The sequence below is a fragment of the Gilliamella sp. Imp1-1 genome, assembly GCF_001690415.1.
GTDB lineage: Bacteria > Pseudomonadota > Gammaproteobacteria > Enterobacterales > Orbaceae > Gilliamella > Gilliamella bombi.
This window is the reverse complement of record NZ_LZHK01000062.1, coordinates 1-19,362: the sequence shown is the minus strand read 5'-3', so window position 1 is coordinate 19,362 and position 19,362 is coordinate 1. Positions and strand designations below refer to the sequence as shown.

Below are 19,362 nucleotides of genomic sequence, written 5' to 3'. Positions count from 1 at the left end.
CTGAAACACATAGTTACCTGAAAGTTTTTTACAAAAAACTATCTAATATCTATAAAAAAACCCGCTAATTAAGCGGGTTGATATTTAATACTTCATTTAGCTGGTTCTTCATCTTTTAGCGGAACAATTAATGTATCAATATGTGTATTATTGATAAGTTGACGAGCAGAAGACATTAACTTACTCCAAAAGTCCTGATGATGACCACACACGACAAGATCAGCGCCATATTCATGAATTGCTTCGATTAATACTTGGTCAAATTCACCATTCCCAGAAAGAGTATGGGCTATAGGATATCCCGCATCATTGGCTAGTTTATTTAATGCAATATGCGCATCTTCAGTAATTCGGTCTTTCATATCATTCATATTAATATCAACTAAACCAGTATAAAGATCAGAATAATTAATACCAACATGAATCAAAGATATTTGAGCATTATATGGCCTAGCCATAGAAACTGCTTTTTCGACAAGAACTTCACTTTCAGGTGATAAATCTACTGCAACTAATATGTGTTTATAAGCCATGATACATTACTCCTTCCAATTTAACGGTCAGATAAAACTACAAAATTGATACTCTCTTTTTACTACTAAATCAATTTTTGAGCAAGCCAAAAAAGTGACCCAGATAACAAAATTGAAATTGGAAGTGTTAAAATCCAAGTTAATGCAATATTTTTAATGGTCTTACTTTGAACGCCACCACCATCAACAATCATTGTACCTGCCACAGATGAAGAAAGAACTTGAGTTGTTGAAACAGGCATACCAGTATAACTTGCAATCCCAATTGATAAAGCCGTAGTGATTTGTGCAGACACGCCCTGTGCGTAAGTCATCCCTTTTTTACCAATTTTTTCACCAATAGTAATAGCTACACGACGCCATCCTATCATTGTTCCAATTGCTAGTGCTGAAGCTACCGAAATAATGATCCAAATCGGCGCATATTCAACAGTTTTAAGTAAATCGTTATTCAAAGATTTCAGATATTGTTTTTCCTCTGCTGTTACATTAGCTTGTTTAGCAACATGCGAAACAGTATCCGATAAACATAATAATATGCGTCTAGCTTGTGAACGTTGTTCAACTGTGAGTGATTCATAATTATTGATTTTATTAAATAAATTATGAGCAATACCCAGTGTGATAAATGAATGTGAATAGTCACAATGATACTTATTCAAATCGCCTTCTGGAATACTTGTATCTAATGCAGGTTGTTTACCTATTATCGTAGTTAGATCATCATTGTGAGTAACAAAGTACTCTCGAATATTATCAATAGCATTACGAGTGTTAGTAATATCATAGGTGGACGCATTCATATTAACAATAAAGCCAGCAGGAGCGATACCCATCAATACTAACATTAATAAACCAATACCTTTTTGTCCATCATTAGCACCATGAGAAAAACTCACACCTGCAGCAGAAATAATAAGCATTATTCGGATCCAAAAAGGTGGCTTTTTCTTACCATAAAGTTTTTCTCGCTGCTCTGGAGTCATAAAGATGCGTTCTCTTTTTTTACTACTCTTTTTACTTTGCCCTTTACGTGTCCAATACTTACGCAGACAAAAAATCATTAATCCAGCAATAACAAGACCAACTATTGGTGAAACAATCAAGGATAAAAAGATTTGAATCATCTTAGGAATATTAAGCGCATCAATAATTGATGTATCCATAACCAATGCATTTGCAAGTGCTACGCCAATAATAGAACCAATTAAAGTATGTGAACTTGATGCAGGAATACCAACAAACCAAGTACCTAAATTCCAAATGATTGCTGCAAATAAAATAGAAAATACCATAGCAAGCCCATGAGTAGAGCTTACATTAAGTAATAAATCAGTTGGTAACAAATGCACAATGGCATAAGCCACACTAAGCCCACCAAGTAGTACGCCAAAGAAATTAAATACTCCGGCCATAAAAACGGCAAGTTGTTCTTTCAATGCCCTTGTATAAATAACAGTGGCAACAGCATTAGCAGTATCATGAAATCCATTAATAGCCTCATAAAAGAGTACAAAAAGTAAAGCTAAGACTAATAATATAATGGTTGAAAATTCTAAATCAGCAAATAGATGAAACATAATATATCTTTCTGTTGTTAATTAGCGCCACTATTATCCTTGAGAATAAGCTAATGAGCAAAACAATTTTTTACATTTTTCGTTTAGCATAACGTGCAGCCAAAAAAGCACAAATCATTAATTGGATTTGATGAAAGATCATTAAAGGTAGGATCAAAATACCCATCATCGACATGGGGAAGATAACACTTGCCATTGGAATACCACTTGCTAGGCTCTTTTTTGAACCACAAAATACAATTGTGATTTCATCTTGTTTGCTAAAACCAAAAAATCTTGCACTATAAGTGGTAATAAATAAAACTATAACTAACAAAATAATTGAGAAAAATATAATATTTAACAAAGATAAAAAACCGACTTGCGACCATATACCATTAACAACTGCATCACTAAACGCGACATAAACCACTAATAAAATCGACAAACGATCTGTTTTAGAAATAATATTTTTATACTTATCTACCCATTGACCAATAAAACGTCTAGATAAATGCCCGACAACAAAAGGCAACATCAGTTTCAGCATAATAGAGGTAATGGCATCAATTATGTTCATTGATGCCGAGGTTTGAGTATGTATTAACAATCCAACTAAAAGCGGGGTAATAAACACCCCCAATAACGTTGATGCTGAGGCACTGCAAATAGCTGCTGCCACATTACCTTTAGCTATTGAAGTAAATGCTATTGCAGACTGCACTGTTGCTGGTAAAACACAAAGATAAACAAAACCTAAATAAATATCGTGCGATAAAAAAGTGGGCACTAGTAACTGCATCATCATGCCTAAAACTGGGAATATTACAAATGTAGTTGTAAATATTAACAAATGTAATCGCCAATTTTTAATACCAGAGACAATCGCTTGAAAAGAAAGTTTTGCACCATGCATAAAAAATAGCAAGCCAATAGCAAAAGTTGTAAGGTATTCAAAAACCGTTTTAGCCTGTCCTTCACAAGGAAAAAAGCTAGCTGTAATCACAACACAAATTAGAATCAATAAGAATGAATCAATCTTAACACGTTGAAATATATTCATGATTTTTAATATCTTTGATTAACAAGAATAAAAAAATCGCCACAAAAGTGGCGATATACAAGAAAGATAAAATTTATTCTAAGAAACTACGAAGCACATCAGATCGACTTGGATGACGTAATTTTCTCAGCGCCTTAGCCTCAATTTGACGAATACGTTCACGAGTTACATCAAATTGCTTACCAACTTCTTCTAGCGTATGATCTGTATTCATATCAATACCAAATCGCATACGTAACACTTTCGCTTCTCTAGGCGTTAATCCTGATAAAATATCGCGAGTTGCGCTACGTAAACTCTCAGAAGTCGCCGCATCTAGCGGTTGCTCAAGAGCTGTATCTTCAATAAAATCACCTAAATGCGAATCTTCGTCATCACCAACTGGTGTTTCCATCGAAATTGGCTCTTTAGCAATTTTAAGCACTTTACGAATTTTATCTTCAGGCATTTGCATGCGTTCAGATAACTCTTCAGGTGTTGGTTCACGACCGATTTCCTGTAACATTTGACGTGAAATACGATTTAACTTATTAATTGTTTCAATCATATGTACCGGAATACGAATTGTCCTTGCTTGGTCAGCTATAGAACGAGTAATCGCTTGTCTTATCCACCAAGTTGCATAGGTTGAGAATTTATAACCACGACGATATTCAAATTTATCAACTGCTTTCATCAAGCCAATATTACCTTCTTGGATAAGATCTAAGAATTGTAATCCTCGGTTGGTGTATTTTTTCGCAATAGAAATAACTAGTCGTAAGTTAGCTTCTACCATTTCTTTCTTAGCTCGACGCGCTTTAGCTTCGCCAATAGACATACGTCGATTAATATCTTTAATTTGCTCAATAGAAAGACTTGTTTCAGTTTCAATTTGTTGTAACGAATCAACTTGAGCAGCAATTTGAGTTTCAAAATCTTTTAAATTAGCCGCAAAAGCACCTTTCGATGATAAAGCTTTCTTAAACCAATCCATGCTATTTTCATTACCAGTAAAATAAGTCATAAATAGTTTTTTCGGCATTTTGCATTTTTCAACACAAATCCTCATAATAACACGTTCATGAGTTCTAACACGCTCCATCATGCTTCTCATGTTATTAACAAGAATATCAAACTGTTTAGCAACTAAACGGAATTGTTTAAATATTTCTGATAGATTTTCGATCTCTTTTTGTGCTTTTTTATGAGCACGACCATATTTTTTAATAGCATCAGACGTTTTATCATGTTGCTCTTTTAATTCGGCAAATTTAGCTTTAGCAACTTCGGGATCGATAGAAACATCATCATCAGTTGATGCCTCGTTTTCATCATCCTCACTATCATCATCGCTATCATCGATTTCAATTTCGGTTTCACTAACGTCTAAATCTTCAGGTAACTCTTCAACAACTTCTTCAGCATTTGGATCAACAAAACCTGTAATCAAATCAGATAAACGAACTTGTCCACTTTCGATTAAATTATATTGCTCTAAAAGATAAGTTATAGCTTCTGGATATTCGGATACCGAAGTTTGAACTTGATTAATACCATCTTCAATACGCTTAGCAATATCGATTTCGCCTTCACGCGTTAACAGTTCAACCGCTCCCATTTCACGCATATACATACGAACAGGATCGGTTGTTCTACCAATTTCTGACTCAACATTAGATAATACTAATGCTGTTGCAGCTTCAACGGCCTCTTCATCAGGGACATTATCTGAAAGTAATAACTCATCAGAATCTGGGGCTTCTTCAAGAACTTGAATCCCCATATCATTAATCATTTGGATAATATCTTCAATCTGATCTGAATCAATAATCTCTTCAGGCAAGTGATCGTTGACATCAGCATAGGTCAGGTATCCTAGCTCCTTACCTCGAATGATTAGGAGTTTTAACTGTGATTGAGAATTTTGCTCCATAAAGGTATCCATTTTAGTTATTTGGTCATTTATATTATGCATGTAGAACAATATCTGGAATCTACACGTACTCTATATATTTAGTCTTTTTTTGATAAAACAAGTATTAAAGTCGCCAATTCTTTTTTCTCTGCGATGCTTAAACCGGAGACTCTCTCTTTTGCGATTAGTTCATCTTGCCTCTGGGCGAGTATATTATCATATAACTCTTTTAAAGTATGTGAAAAAATTGAGCCTATTTCACCATCTTGATAATGACACTCCCATGTGGATAAACGATTCAACTGCTTATAAAACGGTCTATCCATACACTCTATTAATATTTGTGCAGTAGTTATATTGGGATAACGTTGACATAGTTCAAGTAATTCAACAAAAATCTCGATCCCAGCCATTTTAACCTGGCGAATCACATTTATATCAGAAACTTGCTCAGCAAGATTAGGATATTGAAGTAATAAACCAATTAAAACTCGCATCGTTGTTAATTTCATTTGTGATGTAGGTGCTTTTTCATTTGCCTTTTCATCACGTTGGGAACGATTTTCTTGAATTAATTGTTCTAATTGAGATACATCAAGTAAACCTAAATAATTACCGAGCTTCTGCAATAAATTTAATCTAAAGGCTTTCGCCTTAATTTGATCAAGTAGCGGTAAAGCTAGCGAGCTCAATTTCGCTTTTCCTTCAGCCGTTTTTAAATCAACCTGTTTCAAAAGTTCATCAAATAAAAATTTCGATAAATTTGAAGATTCATTTAAATATTTTTCAAAATTATCCTTACCGACTTTACGCACAAAACTATCAGGATCTTCATCTTGAGGTAAAAAAGCAAAAGTAATTTTCTTACCATCGATTAAGCAAGGTAATAAAACATTAAGTGCCCGCCAAGCAGCGCTTCGCCCAGCATTATCGCCGTCATAACAAAATATTACCGAATCGGTTGCTCTAAATAATAATTTAATATGCTCCTCTGATGTAGCCGTACCTAAAGCAGCAACAGCATAATCAATGCCATATTGAGCAAGCGAAACCACATCCATATAGCCTTCAACCACCATCAATTGCTGAGGATTACGATTGACTTCTAGCGTTTCATAAAGTCCATAAAGTTGAAAGCCTTTATGAAAAATAGGGGTTTCTGGTGAATTAATATATTTTGCAGAATCATTAATGATAGTTCGTCCACCAAACGCGATAACATTGCCTTGTCTATCACGAATAGGAAACATGATTCTTCCACGAAAACGGTCATATTGATTACCCCTATCGTGGCTGACTTGCATGCCGGCTTGTTCATAAAGTGCTTCTTCAGCTTTTGTTTTAACCACACTTTGTGAAGTTAAACGCCACTCATTAGGCGCAAAACCAATTCTATACCGTGCTATAATTTCTGCATTGAGTCCCCGTTGCTCAAGATATTTTTGAGCATCAGTAGATGTAGATAATGCTAATTGTTGCTGATAAAAATCGGTGATTTTGCCCATCAAAGTATATAGATCTCGACGTACATTTCTAGATTCAATGTGCTTTGATTGATCAATTTGATTTTTATCGTTATCAATATAAGGGACACGAATCCCTTGCAAGCTAGCTAACTCTTCAATAGCCTCAGGAAAAGATAACCGCTCATATTGCATTAAAAAATTAACAACAGATCCTGACGCTCCACATCCAAAACAATAAAAGATCTGTTTTTTCTCATTAAGAGAAAAAGAAGCTGTTTTTTCATCATGAAAAGGGCAACAACCAAAATAATTATTCCCCTTTTTTTTCATTTTAACCCGTTTACCAATCACATCAAGAATGTTAGTTCGAGCAGTTAGATCCAAGATAAAATCGCGAGGAATAAGACCTTTCATGATAAAACTTTAACCAATTATGGTGTTATAAAAAGACAACAAGCCGTATCAAAATACGGCTTGTTAGAATTCTTTATATCAAAAAGATAATAAATTGATTTTTAATATCAATTTTAATTTTCAGTATAAATAATCTTAAAATATTAATATAAGCGAGTACGACGAGCGTTTTCTCTTTCTAATTTTTTAGCATGACGCTTAACAGCTGCTGCTTTAGCTCGTTTACGAATAGTTGTTGGTTTTTCGTAAAATTCACGATTACGAACTTCAGCTAAAATTCCTGCTTTTTCACAAGAACGTTTGAAACGACGTAACGCTACATCGAAAGGTTCATTTTCACGTACTTTAATTACTGGCATGTGCCTCTCACCTCAAATTTGTTTAATATCACAAGGGATTAAAATTAGTGCGCAATTTTACCCTCAATCGATATATGTTGTAAAGTAAAAAATAGAATTATTACAAGATAACAAATTAATTTGCTAATAAGCATATAGAGTCAGATAATAAATCAAACCTAATTGAGAATAAACAGGAGTATTTCATGCCATCATTAATTACTGGTCAATATCCAAAGCGCCGCCTACGCCGTAATCGTGCCCATGACTTTAGTCGTCGTATGGTTGCAGAACATAGTTTGACGGCCAACGATCTAATTTATCCGGTTTTTATTGTTGAAGGAAATAATATTACTGAATCAATTACCTCGATGCCAAACGTTAATCGAATGAGTATTGACGTATTGTTAAAAGAAGCGGAACAAGTAGCTAAACTAGGAATTCCTGTTCTTTCACTATTTCCCGCTATTGAACCATCAAAAAAATCTTCATTAGCACAAGAAGCATATAACGAAAATGGATTAGTACCAAAAGCTGTTCAAGCATTAAAAAAAGAAATTCCAGAGCTCGGTGTACTAACTGATGTCGCACTTGATCCATATACCACGCATGGACAAGATGGCATTATTGATGAACAAGGGTATGTACAAAATGATATCTCTGTTGAAACGCTTGTTAAACAAGCATTAATGCAAGCTCAAGCAGGTGTAGATATTATTGCACCAAGTGACATGATGGATGGACGCATTGGAGCAATACGTAACGAACTCGAAAAGCACGGTTTTTTTAACACACAAATTATAGCTTATTCTGCAAAGTACGCATCAAGTTTTTATGGTCCTTTTCGTGATGCTGTCGGTTCTGCGAAAAATATTAAAGGTGGCAATAAAAAAACTTATCAACTCGATCCAGCTAATAGTAACGAAGCATTACAAGAAATCTATCAAGATTTAAGTGAAGGTGCAGATATGGTCATGGTTAAACCTGGTATGCCTTATCTTGATATCGTTCGAAGAGTTAAAGACACCTTTGCTGTCCCAACTTTTGCTTATCAAGTTTCTGGCGAATATGCTATGTTAACAGCGGCAATTCAAAACGGTTGGTTAGATGAAAAATCAGCAATTATGGAATCTTTACTTTGCTTTAAACGTGCTGGTGCCGATGGCGTATTAACCTATTTTGCCAAACAAGTAGCCGAATGGTTGCATCAACAAAAATAATATTTTTTGAAATACTGCTCTTTTCAAATTGGAAGGAGCATTTAATTACCTATCTAGATTCTCATATTCATCAAATCATATTATTTAATAGCAATTTTTCACATCTTTTTAATTCACCAGTATAAGAAATTTATAGATAAACATTAATTATCATATTCATACTTGGACAATTATTGTACTTTACTAGAAAATGTAAAAAAGTTTCAGGAAAGCTATATGTTTATGTAAAAATCTGATAATATTTACGAGGATAAGCGATAAGGGAATAAAAAATGATTTATGAACTCGTACCAAACGAATTACATGATGAATTTAAAGCTTTTCATCATGACCTAGAAAAAATAACATCGCAACATGTGCAATCTTGTCCCTTCTGTAAAAAAACTGAATTCTATATAATTCGTTCAAAACCTAATAAAACATATCGTTGTAAAGACTGTCATAAATATTTTACCGTTTCAACCAATACTCCTTTCTATCGTTTAATGCCCTATAATTGGTTAGAGTTTATTTTTACCAACCGAATAAATAAAATGGGCTATAAAGAAATTGCGGACAGACTCGAAACATCGCTCGAAAAAGTTATACGACGGGATCGAGCTATTATTAACTATCTTCAAAGCTATTACCCATCATTACATAACTGGTATACACATCAAAAACAAACAAAACTAATGCCATCTTTAGCGGAACAATACAATACCATTAAAGCTAAAGTAACTGCCTTATTGAATGAACAAAATCCAACTTGTAAACACTGTGGATCTAACGAAACCGCCAAAATTGGTTCTCGCACTTGCTATCGCTGCAAACGGTGTCGACATAGCTTTAGTCTTTTAAGCAACACTAGTTTAAACCGTATACCAAAACCTGAATTATGGCTACAATTCATTGAGTTACTTGTTTCTGGGGCTAATAACTCACAAATAGGAAAAGCTTTAAATTTACACAATGATACAGTACGTAAATGGCGCTCTGCTTGGTACTATATGATGAAAGATTGGCAATGTGAAGCACTTGCAGTATGGTGCAAAAATAAATAAGAAAACAGGATAAAAGGAAAATAGAACTATGAGAAAAAATAATTTATTTTTATATACGTGCATAATTAGCAGTACATTACTAATTAACGGTTGCGATGATAAAAAAACATCTGACAAAAAAAACTTACCACAACTACCAACAGCAGTTATTAATAGCTACCTTTTCCATACTGAGCCAGAGCTATTACCATTTAGTAAAATGATTAAACAACAGCATATTCAAGGCTCATCAACTAAGATAATTAACTACAATGACAAAGGCTTTGTAGCTAATTATGATTTAGAAGGGCTACATGGCGAAATTAACTACGACACAGCTAAATATAGCTACGGCATAGGCGATACCAGAAACGTTTACGATATTACCTTTGATTCTTCACAAAATATACTAGGTATGAAAAACAATGAAAATGATATCGTCGCAAGTTCAGAGTTCGATGAACAAGATCGTTTAGTTGAAACAACTTTATCGCATTTTGCAGAAAATAATATCATTTTTAACAGCAAAATTATTTATGACAACAATCGTGTAGAACTCGTGTTATATAATGCCTATATTCCTGTAGATGAAAAAACAAAATTCCCTGTGTTGGCTCAAGAAAAAGAATTTGTATATAACGCAAATAATCAATTAGAAAAAACTATTATCAAAACCTTTAAATTATCATCAAATGGAGACATCATCATTAATGATAAAAACGAACAAGAGGTAGAACTAATAGAAACTTGTACTTATTCAGATTATAATCCAAACAGTGATTGGACTAAAGCTGTGTGTATTACAACAGGTGACGAATCAAAAACAGTTAATCTAACAAGAACAATTCAATATAATTAGTCATTGCCATATTCATCATATTCGCGGCAAAGTATAATTGTATCCTCAATTAAGCGTCTAGCAATGGTGCCATACTCAGGAATTTTAGGTAACTCTGTATAATGGTACCAATTTGCTTCAATGAGTTCGTTTTTATCTATCACTATTTCACCGCTATCATAATCAGCTAAATAAGCCATCATTAATGAATTTGGAAATGGCCAAGGTTGAGATCCAACATAACAAATATTTTTAATTTTTATTTTTGATTCTTCAAATACTTCTCGTTCAACAGCTGTTTCCATTGTTTCACCGATTTCAGTAAAACCAGCTAAAACGGTATATAAGTTATCCTGATTATGCCTAACATGCTTTGCTAATAAAATTTTATTATTATGACGAATAGCCACAATAATAGATGGTGAAATTTGTGGATAATAACGCTCTTTGCAGTGATCGCATAGACAACACCATTCCGTGCTACTGATATACATCTCATGCCCACAATATCCACAATATTTGTGGGAACGATAAAACTCAGAAAGTTGCACTGCTCGACCAGCTAAATTAAATAATGATTGATCTGTTCTATCAAGTAACGAACGAACTGAACTCATCGCATTTTTCATTTCATCACAAATCAGCCAAGCTGTTTGCCCATTCCATTCACCTATTGGTTGAGCTAGTTTATTGATAAAACCAAATTCATCAGCACGCCCAACAGGAACTTCACCATTAGGTAGCCATAATCGTCCATTAGCACTTACAAACCAATAACCTTTTTCATTACCTATTAAATTAAATTGTTGCTGTATATTCATATTATTAACACCAAAAATAAAAACAAAAAAGGAGGATTATTCCTCCTTTTAATCAATACTATTTCTTTTTCTTCTCGTGAAGTCCCTTTTTCTCAAGCTCCCAATAGATAATGCGTTGCTGAGCAATCGTGAATAAGTTACTAATAATATAATATAAAACTAGACCTGATGGGAACCATAAGAAAAACAACGTAAAGATTAATGGCATATAAGTCATTAATTTTTGTTGTAGTGGATCGGTAACAGGTGTTGGTGACATTTTTTGAATTAAAAACATACTGACACCCATTAATAAAGGTAAAATATAGTAAGGATCTTGCGCTGATAAATCATAAATCCAAAGTGCAAATGGCGCATGTCGTAGTTCAACTGTACTACTTAACATATAGAACAATGATAAAAAAATCGGCATTTGGATAATTAATGGCAAACAACCACCTAATGGATTCACTTTTTCTTGCTTGTAAAGCGCCATTGTTTCTACACTAATTTTTTGCCTATTATCGCCATAACGCTCTTTTAAAGCTTGTATGCGAGGCTGTAATAACTTCATTTTCGCCATTGAACGATACTGAGCACGAGTTAATGGGAATAAAATACCTCGAACAATAAATGTGATAACAATAATTGAGAAGCCCCAGTTACCAACAAAACTCTGAATAAACTTTAACAAATAAAACAACGGTTGTGATAAAAACCATAACCATCCATAATCAACAACTAAATCAAGATGATTGGCTGTTTCTTTCAATTGGCTTTGAATTTCTGGTCCTAACCATAATTTTGCTCCAATAATTTGTGAACTCCCCGCAGGAATAACTGCTGATTCACTTTTGAAACCAATTGTTGCTTGAGAATTATTAGCCGTTGCACGAGAATAAAATAGATTATTTTTATCCTGTACTGGTACCCATGCGGAAGCAAAATAGTGCTGCAACATCGCAATCCAACCCGTTTGAGTCTCAACCGATAAAGCTTTATCTTTGATATTATCAAAACTGTATTTACTATAATTAGAACTAGAACTAGAGTAAACTGTACCACGGTATGCGCTTTGTCCTAATCCACTACCACCTTCGGTTGGAATATCATCAGGTAATTTAATTGTTTGTTTTAATTGACCATACATGGCAACATCAACAGGTGCACTGCTTTGGTTATTAATATCATACTGAACATCAATAGAATAACTACCACGGTGTAATATATAGTATTTAGTATAACTTACACCATTAACTTGATAATTAAGAGGAACACGCAATTCATCTTGCCCATCAGCTAAAACATATTCTGACTTTTCAGTTTGATAGACTGGACGTTTTGATCCTTGAGTTGCATTATCAGGACCATCCTTACCTGTTAATCCGCTTTCAGCAACATAAACAAAATCTGGACGAGATGTTAATAATTGGAAAGGCGTACCAGAATGAAGCGTTTGCTCATATTTCAATAATTGTGCAGCCTGAACATCCCCACCATAAGTATTAATAGTGAGTGACAGCACATCTGATTTTACAGTAATTGTTTTACCTACTGCACCAGCTATTGAGCCATCATCACTTTGTTGTGTTAATTGGTTTTCGATCGGGGGTTTAGGTGTGTGATCTTCTTCCCACGCTTTCCAAATAAAAAAAGATACAAAAAGTAAAGCAATGACTAAAATATTACGTTGAGATCCCATTAGTGTTTTTCTCTATTGGTTTTAATTTTTGGAGGAACAAAATCTTCTCCTCCTTCATGTAAAGGATGACATTTTAATACACGTTTAACGGTTAGCCAACCACCTTTTATTAATCCAAAGCGTCTCAGTGCAATTATTGCATACTGTGAACATGTCGGTGTAAAGCGACATTTAGGACCTAATAAAGGACTAATAAAACGTTGATAAACACGAACAAAAAACACAAAAACATTAACTATCATATAGTTAAATGCATAAATATGCTGTTTAATAATCAATTTAAATTTATTCAAGCCTCGTATTTGGCTATGATTCGTTGGCATAATTTATTCAGTGTTTCAACGAGTTGCTGATTATCTAAGTCGATAACTGGCTGTTTGGCCATTACAATAAAATCAATATTAGGAAATTGATGTTGATGAAGCCGAAAATACTCTTTAGCCAGTCGCCTTATACGATTACGCTCATGAGCTCGTTTCACTTGTTTTTTAGCTATAGCAAACCCTAACCGCATATGATTGTAGTTATTTTTTCGTGCAACTAAAGTTAAAAATGGAGAACCAGCCCGAATGGACTCTTGAAAGACATGATTGAAATCAAAGGGAGTTAACAACCGCAACTCCCGAGGAAAAGTGAACTTAATCACCCAACTTTAAATCAGCTAGCAACAGTTAAACGAACACGGCCTTTAGCACGACGGCGAGCAAGAACTTGACGACCGTTTTTAGTTGCCATACGAGCACGGAAACCGTGAGTTCTATTGCGTTTTAATACTGATGGTTGAAATGTGCGTTTCATGACGATTTATATCCAAATCTAATTATCAACAGGTTGCAGAGTAAAAACTCCACAGCATTAATTAAAGAGGTCGGAATTATAGTGCCTATTTTATTTTTCGTCAATGAGATTTTTACAGATAAATCCCATTAACCCTTAATTACCATACGATAAAATAAAATAGAATAAATAGATTATAAAATAATAAGTTATAACTAAAAAAACAATTAACTAATTCCAAAAAGTAAGTACTTGTTTACTTTTCTCACCACCGATTTCGCGCGCTAATTTAGGCACTAAATAACCAGATACTTGCTCAGCAAGCTGTTTCATTATTAATTTAGCTGAGTTATCATCAACTAGAAAATGAGCAGCTCCTTGTACTTTATCTAATAAATGAATGTAATAAGGCAAAATGCCAATATCAAAAAGTTTATTACTTAACTGAGCCAAAACATTGACATTATCATTAATATTTTTCAGTAATACACTTTGATTTAGCACAATCACATCACTCTTTTTTAAAAGCCCAATTGCGCCAGCAACTGCATTATCAATTTCATTTGGATGATTAATGTGAGTAATTACTACAATTTGCAACCTACTTTCAACAAATAACCGACAAAGTTCAGGCGTTACTCGTGAAGGAATAACAACAGCCAAACGCGTATGAATCCGTAAACGCTTAACATGAGGGATTTTTTCAAGTGCATTAATCAAAAAAGCCATTTCGTGATCTTTTGCCATTAATGGATCACCTCCTGATAAAATAATTTCATCAAGTTCAGGATGATTTGCAATATATTCAAGCGCAATGGCAAGATTCTTTTTAGATCCTTGATTATCATGATAAGGGAAATGTCGTCTAAAACAGTAACGGCAGTTAATTGCACAAGCGGTCTTAGTGATCAATAATGCCCGATTGTGATACTTATGCAATAATCCAGGAATGGCATTATCTTGCTCTTGTAATGGGTCATGACTATACCCTTCAACTTTTAATAACTCCCTATCATCACAAAGCACCTGTAACAAAAGTGGGTCATTACTATTACCCTTTTCCATTCGATTAATAAAAGCCCTAGGAACTCGAAGCGGAAACGCCTTTTTTGCTTGTTGCATGCGGATTGAAATGGTATTGGGATCTAGTCCTAAACAGGAGTATAAAACGTTGATATCTGTCACAACATTGGCCAGATCAAAAATCCACTCATCTTTATTATTTGGTAGTTCAACTTTTTGCTGTATAATACGACTCATTTTTTGTAATTCAGAATTTTAGTTGGAGCTTTTATGGCATCTTATAGTACTAATGAGTTTAAAGCTGGTCTTAAAATAATGCAAGACGGCGAACCGTGTGTCATTGTTGAAAATGAGTTTTATAAACCAGGTAAAGGTCAATCTATTAATCGTGTAAAAATTAAAAAATTACTTTCAGGCAAAACTGTCGACAAAACATTCAAATCAGGCGAATCAGTTGAAGCCGCTGACGTTGTTGATATGAATTTAACTTATCTTTATACCGATGGTGAATTTTGGCATTTTATGAATAACGATACATTTGAGCAACTTTCGGCTGACGCCAAAGCGGTTGGCGACAATGCAAAATGGTTAGTTGATCAAGCGGAATGTATTTTAACTTTATGGAACGGCCAACCGATTGCAGTAACACCACCAAATTTTGTTGAACTTGAAGTAATCGAAACTGATCCAGGTTTAAAAGGCGACACAGCAGGAACAGGTGGTAAACCAGCAACATTATCAACAGGTGCAGTTGTTCGCGTGCCTTTATTTGTACAAATTGGCGAGATCCTTAAAGTAGATACCCGTTCAGGTGAATACGTATCACGCGTAAAATAAATTAACATTTATCGCAGAAAAAGAGAGGTTGCACTAACCTCTCTTGCTCATCTAAACAGCATAAATTTAATCTTACTGTTTTACGCCAATCCAATGATTAAAACCTTTTAAAATCTATCCAAATTTAATTATCAACACAATTTTTACATACCCAATAAAAAGTATAGTTTTAAGACAGCAACTAAATAAAATATCATTACTTTTCAAATATGTTAAAATTCAAATAAAATAAGATAGGGAAATAGAATGATAACAATTAATATGTTAACTCAGAATAAAAAGCTATCTGATTTTGAGGATGTAATAGAAATCTTTGATAAAATTTATGAATATATACCTTGCGAATCTGAGCTAAGCACAAAGCTGGATCGAAATGCCTTTTATGCTTTTGTTGTCATTCATACCATCAGCCACTGGCAAAGTGATGGTTGGTGTAATCTTTTATGGAATTATGCTACAGCAAAATATATCGTACTCGCAATGAAAGCGGTAAATTTACCACAAATTGCAGATGCTTTTGAACAAATAGAACAAACTTATCCCTTTTCCTATTCAGAATGTGAAAATGAAAAAGAATTATGTAGTTTAGCCAATTTTATTGAAAACCCACGGCAAAAGCGCAAATATATTTCTTCAGAAAGATTATTAGCCATTTCGGAAGAAGAACGTCAAACCTACTCAAAAAATTTTATCACTAAATTAAAAATATTAGATGATCTGGTTACACCTTTATGGGATTATCAAGCACCAGAACAGGAAGTCTGGCGACCTGTCATTCATTTTATAAATCAACATATACAAAAGTAATCTATAACGATCTAATCCCAAAAAAGTAAGGAGGGGCACAACCGACCATCTTAATTAATCTTTAATGGACAATATTTTGTGGTAAATTTGAACACATTCCCGAATATCCAAACTAAAATTATTTTACCTTTTCAGCGCTACACACTAATTTAGCAAGTGTTCCTTGTTGCTGATCTTGGGTGTAAATTGCCCAACAAGTTTTCAGCGAGGGATCAATAGGCTTTATCAGTTGTACTTTGTTATTATAGCTATAATTGCAGCTAGCCCAAAAGCTCAATTTATTGGTATCATTACTACCATCTAACAACCAAACTGCCTTATATTTTTTCCCATTTATTGTCGCTGGCTTAGGTTTTATTTGTTTTGCGGAATCGGCTGATTTTCCTGAATATACTTCTACTTGATTTAGTCGACGTAAAGAAGTACTGTGAGCAATATCTTCTGGCAAAATTAAACTATCAATTTTTTTCATATCATAGCCTTCTTCAGACACTTCCCAACCGTCAGGTACAACTTCTAAATCAGGTTTAGAATATTTTATTGTTACCGATTCGGGACAAACTATCTCTTCATTTGCGTTAACTGAATCACAAAAACTTGCCCCTATTATGGCTATTGTTGCTAAATTTAAAATTTTACTTTTCACGTTTTCTATTCCTAATTAATCGTATAAAAATAAGATGATTTTGACTAATTAACATCATCTTATTAAAAAAAATGCATTGACTATTAGCTATCCAAGCCAAGGTTATTTTTACTGTCTAATTTACTCACTGTGGAAACTTAAACTAACTTTATCATCACGTTTAATAAAAAGATTGTGGACCTTCATGTATTTTTTTATCGCAATTTAGTTTTACTTTCATTTTACCTTTTGCATCTTTTGAAGTTATTACCCAACAAGTTTTCATGGTCGAATCGATACGTTTTATCAGGCGAACTCGATTAAATGAATAAGAACAATTAAACCAGTAGCCAGTATCATTGGATGTATTATAACTAGTATCAACATGCCATGAATGTTTATATTTTTTACCGTTAATAGTAATTGTAAAAGGTATCATCTGTCCTAAATTCACTGGTTTACCAGAATATACTTCACCATCATCAACCTGCAAAAACTGATTTTTCTGTTCGAATATTTGCCACCCTTCAGGCAATATTTCTAGTTCCGTCGGAATGGATTTTACTTGAACTGAATCGGGGCAAGTTATCTCATAAATTGCGTTAACCGAAAAGGACATGCCAAACCCAGCTAATAATATTACTGTAATAGTAAAAATTTTATCTTTCATGTTAACTATTCCTTTTTAATCATAAAACGTAATTTTTATTGGAAGATAATATAACTTTTTTAATAAGTTAATTCATTAATTAACTGCATTATCTAATCGATTATTGATTAAGTATTATTACAAACCTAGGTTGTATTTTTAGTTTATTCTAGGGATTTTTAGTATTGTTATATTAGCAAACAAGATAATATCCTATCGTTAGAAAACTTTTCTTTGCTAGCTTAATTTAAATATAATCGCCTTCATCAATTAAGAAAGACAACGATAGTTAAGTGAACTAATTTAAGCTAACTAATAGTATTTATAGAATATGAGTTGTGACTATCAAGGCAGAAAATTACTTAAAAAATAAGCGATATATCTTACTTGTTGATAGATAATAAATGCACAAATTCAAGGCTCTATTCACACTAAACAGAGCCTAGAAACACTAATCAACAATCACTCGCCCATTCAAAGGTTGCGTTGGACGATTATTGTTGTGATGCATGATTGAGTGGAATTTTTCGATTTGTTCAGCAGATGCACTGCTTTCTTGTTCTAACACAATCCATCGAACGCCTTCAGTACAAGGTGGAGTTGTTAGTGAACCGCTAAAGCGGTAAAAATCCAATCTATTTGGCAATAAAGCCTTAATATCGACTGATTGAGATAATGTGGCGGTACTGCCTTCGTCTTCTGGCATTTGTTGCCAAGCTTTCGCTAATTCAGGATTAGGTTTTCCTTTATTAAACATCAAGGCAACAACCGTTAAGTCGCCATTTTTGTTTTTATAAACAAAATGAGCTTCCATCGGGAAGTATTTGCCTTTAATTTTATTTTCGCTTGGCGTATGAAAATGGAATTGTTGTAACGTAAACAGCTCGTTGTCAATTTCAAGCGTATTACCATCATTAACATTAACTTGAATTGTATGACCGTTATTGATGATTTCCTGCTTGCTTAGTTTGAACGTCAGTTTAAGTTTATCGTGGTGCGTTTTAAAAACATGTTCAATGTTAATTGGTGATTGATTTTTTCCTGTTTCGCAGGTTGAAAACTCTGGCGAAAGGTGTCCCCAATTTTCTGGATTATTTTCGCCTTCATAACCCCAATGGAGGGCAGGTTCTGTTGCAGCACAAGATAGACTGGTAACCATTAAAGCCACAATTATTGCATTAAATTTCATCTTGGTTTTACAGCTAGAAAGTGATTAGTGGAACCAAATTATACGCCACAAAAAATTACCTTACTAGAATCGTATATCATCACTTTTTAATATTTTTATAAAAAAAATGTTTGACATTTAAACAAAAAAGTAAGCTACAAAATAACCTGTTTTATTTGTTGCTAATTTTACTCAATATTTATTATGATAATATTTAATTATATTAAGTTATCATTGCTTTGGCATCATCAGTCAGAAGCTTTTTTGACTTTTAGTCATTAAAATACTAGCCTCGCAGGCTTTGCCAGCTCGGCGCCCCAACTTGCGCGGGGGCTTTATTCTTGTCTATATTGTCCCCTCACAAGCACCATAACCACCTTCCGCGCCCTAAGGATTAAGGACTGGAATGGCAACACATTTTCAAACAAAAAAATTAAGGGGTAAGTGTTTTTTAAATTCAACGGGAGGCAAGTAGCCTAACGAAGAATGTAATCGTTTATGATTATACCAATAAGCATAAGCCGAAAAAGCGCGTTGTAATTCAGCCGTTGAGTTGAAACGTTGGCCTTTTACAAATTCCGTTTTAATTGTTTTAAATGTCGCTTCCGCTACCGCATTGTCATA

General features: G+C 33.8%; 21 protein-coding genes. 5 read left to right on the top strand and 16 right to left on the bottom strand.

The genetic code is table 11. The annotated features are described in order from the left end of the window. Positions 1-92: 92 nt before the first annotated feature. The 6 genes from uspA to rpsU form a co-directional block, all read right to left on the bottom strand. The gene (uspA, locus tag A9G38_RS06015; RefSeq protein ID WP_034914111.1) at positions 93-533 is read right to left on the bottom strand and encodes a universal stress protein UspA; all 441 of its coding nucleotides are present in this window, start codon (positions 531-533) and stop codon (positions 93-95) included. A gap of 65 nt (positions 534-598) precedes the next feature. Continuing rightward, the gene (pitA, locus tag A9G38_RS06010; protein ID WP_034914116.1) at positions 599-2,113 is read right to left on the bottom strand and encodes an inorganic phosphate transporter PitA; all 1,515 of its coding nucleotides are present in this window, start codon (positions 2,111-2,113) and stop codon (positions 599-601) included. A gap of 70 nt (positions 2,114-2,183) precedes the next feature. Continuing rightward, on the bottom strand, positions 2,184-3,155 hold the full coding sequence (locus tag A9G38_RS06005) for a bile acid:sodium symporter family protein (protein WP_034914119.1): 972 nt from the start codon (positions 3,153-3,155) through the stop codon (positions 2,184-2,186). 73 nt (positions 3,156-3,228) lie between these two features. After that, positions 3,229-5,070 carry an RNA polymerase sigma factor RpoD gene (gene rpoD / locus A9G38_RS06000; RefSeq protein WP_034914122.1) on the bottom strand — a complete coding sequence of 614 codons (1,842 nt, stop codon included), beginning with the start codon at positions 5,068-5,070 and terminating at the stop codon, positions 3,229-3,231. 80 nt (positions 5,071-5,150) lie between these two features. Further along, complete coding sequence (gene dnaG, locus A9G38_RS05995) at positions 5,151-6,932, bottom strand: DNA primase (protein ID WP_034914126.1); 1,782 nt, start codon at positions 6,930-6,932, stop codon at positions 5,151-5,153. 143 nt (positions 6,933-7,075) lie between these two features. Next, the gene (gene rpsU, locus A9G38_RS05990; RefSeq protein WP_024495180.1) at positions 7,076-7,291 is read right to left on the bottom strand and encodes a 30S ribosomal protein S21; all 216 of its coding nucleotides are present in this window, start codon (positions 7,289-7,291) and stop codon (positions 7,076-7,078) included. 185 nt (positions 7,292-7,476) lie between these two features. On the opposite strand from rpsU, the gene hemB reads away from it, so the two are divergent. From hemB to A9G38_RS05975, 3 genes are all read left to right on the top strand, one after another. Further along, positions 7,477-8,490: a porphobilinogen synthase gene (gene hemB, locus A9G38_RS05985; protein ID WP_034914985.1), complete on the top strand. Its 1,014-nt coding sequence runs from the start codon at positions 7,477-7,479 to the stop codon at positions 8,488-8,490. A 272-nt stretch (positions 8,491-8,762) separates the two neighbouring features. Beyond that, on the top strand, positions 8,763-9,533 hold the full coding sequence (locus A9G38_RS05980) for a hypothetical protein (protein WP_034914983.1): 771 nt from the start codon (positions 8,763-8,765) through the stop codon (positions 9,531-9,533). Positions 9,534-9,561: 28 nt separating this feature from the next. Beyond that, positions 9,562-10,371 (top strand): hypothetical protein, encoded by an 810-nt coding sequence (locus A9G38_RS05975; protein WP_034914980.1) that lies wholly within the window; start codon positions 9,562-9,564, stop codon positions 10,369-10,371. Here the strand turns inward: A9G38_RS05975 and nudC are convergent. The 6 genes from nudC to epmB form a co-directional block, all read right to left on the bottom strand. Then, positions 10,368-11,171, bottom strand: a complete 804-nt coding sequence (gene nudC, locus A9G38_RS05970; protein ID WP_051634336.1) for an NAD(+) diphosphatase — start codon at positions 11,169-11,171, stop codon at positions 10,368-10,370. The genes A9G38_RS05975 and nudC overlap by 4 nt on opposite strands. A gap of 58 nt (positions 11,172-11,229) precedes the next feature. Then, positions 11,230-12,852 carry a membrane protein insertase YidC gene (yidC, locus tag A9G38_RS05965; RefSeq protein WP_034914977.1) on the bottom strand — a complete coding sequence of 541 codons (1,623 nt, stop codon included), beginning with the start codon at positions 12,850-12,852 and terminating at the stop codon, positions 11,230-11,232. Beyond that, positions 12,852-13,094, bottom strand: coding sequence for a membrane protein insertion efficiency factor YidD (gene yidD / locus A9G38_RS05960; protein WP_034914994.1), 243 nt, complete (start codon positions 13,092-13,094; stop codon positions 12,852-12,854). The genes yidC and yidD overlap by 1 nt, the downstream gene beginning before the upstream one ends. A 47-nt stretch (positions 13,095-13,141) precedes the next feature. Further along, positions 13,142-13,498: a ribonuclease P protein component gene (gene rnpA / locus A9G38_RS05955; protein ID WP_080702383.1), complete on the bottom strand. Its 357-nt coding sequence runs from the start codon at positions 13,496-13,498 to the stop codon at positions 13,142-13,144. 11 nt (positions 13,499-13,509) lie between these two features. Then, on the bottom strand, positions 13,510-13,650 hold the full coding sequence (rpmH, locus tag A9G38_RS05950; protein ID WP_025314679.1) for a 50S ribosomal protein L34: 141 nt from the start codon (positions 13,648-13,650) through the stop codon (positions 13,510-13,512). A gap of 210 nt (positions 13,651-13,860) precedes the next feature. Beyond that, on the bottom strand, positions 13,861-14,889 hold the full coding sequence (gene epmB / locus A9G38_RS05945; RefSeq protein ID WP_034914970.1) for an EF-P beta-lysylation protein EpmB: 1,029 nt from the start codon (positions 14,887-14,889) through the stop codon (positions 13,861-13,863). Positions 14,890-14,922: 33 nt separating this feature from the next. Between epmB and efp the strand changes: the two genes are divergently transcribed. Next, entirely contained in the window at positions 14,923-15,489 is a 567-nt protein-coding gene (gene efp, locus A9G38_RS05940) for an elongation factor P (RefSeq protein WP_034914965.1), read from the top strand. Between the two features lie 246 nt (positions 15,490-15,735). Then, positions 15,736-16,296 (top strand): hypothetical protein, encoded by a 561-nt coding sequence (locus tag A9G38_RS05935; RefSeq protein ID WP_034914962.1) that lies wholly within the window; start codon positions 15,736-15,738, stop codon positions 16,294-16,296. Positions 16,297-16,414: 118 nt separating this feature from the next. Here the strand turns inward: A9G38_RS05935 and A9G38_RS05930 are convergent, their stop codons facing one another. From A9G38_RS05930 to A9G38_RS05915, 4 genes are all read right to left on the bottom strand, one after another. Continuing rightward, positions 16,415-16,942 carry an STY0301 family protein gene (locus A9G38_RS05930; RefSeq protein WP_034914959.1) on the bottom strand — a complete coding sequence of 176 codons (528 nt, stop codon included), beginning with the start codon at positions 16,940-16,942 and terminating at the stop codon, positions 16,415-16,417. Between the two features lie 160 nt (positions 16,943-17,102). After that, complete coding sequence (locus tag A9G38_RS05925) at positions 17,103-17,591, bottom strand: STY0301 family protein (RefSeq protein WP_034914955.1); 489 nt, start codon at positions 17,589-17,591, stop codon at positions 17,103-17,105. Positions 17,592-18,021: 430 nt separating this feature from the next. Beyond that, positions 18,022-18,759, bottom strand: a complete 738-nt coding sequence (locus A9G38_RS05920) for a carbonic anhydrase (protein WP_034914950.1) — start codon at positions 18,757-18,759, stop codon at positions 18,022-18,024. A gap of 399 nt (positions 18,760-19,158) precedes the next feature. Then, positions 19,159-19,362: IS3 family transposase (locus tag A9G38_RS05915; protein WP_141671739.1), on the bottom strand; the 204-nt coding region annotated here is incomplete at its 5' end.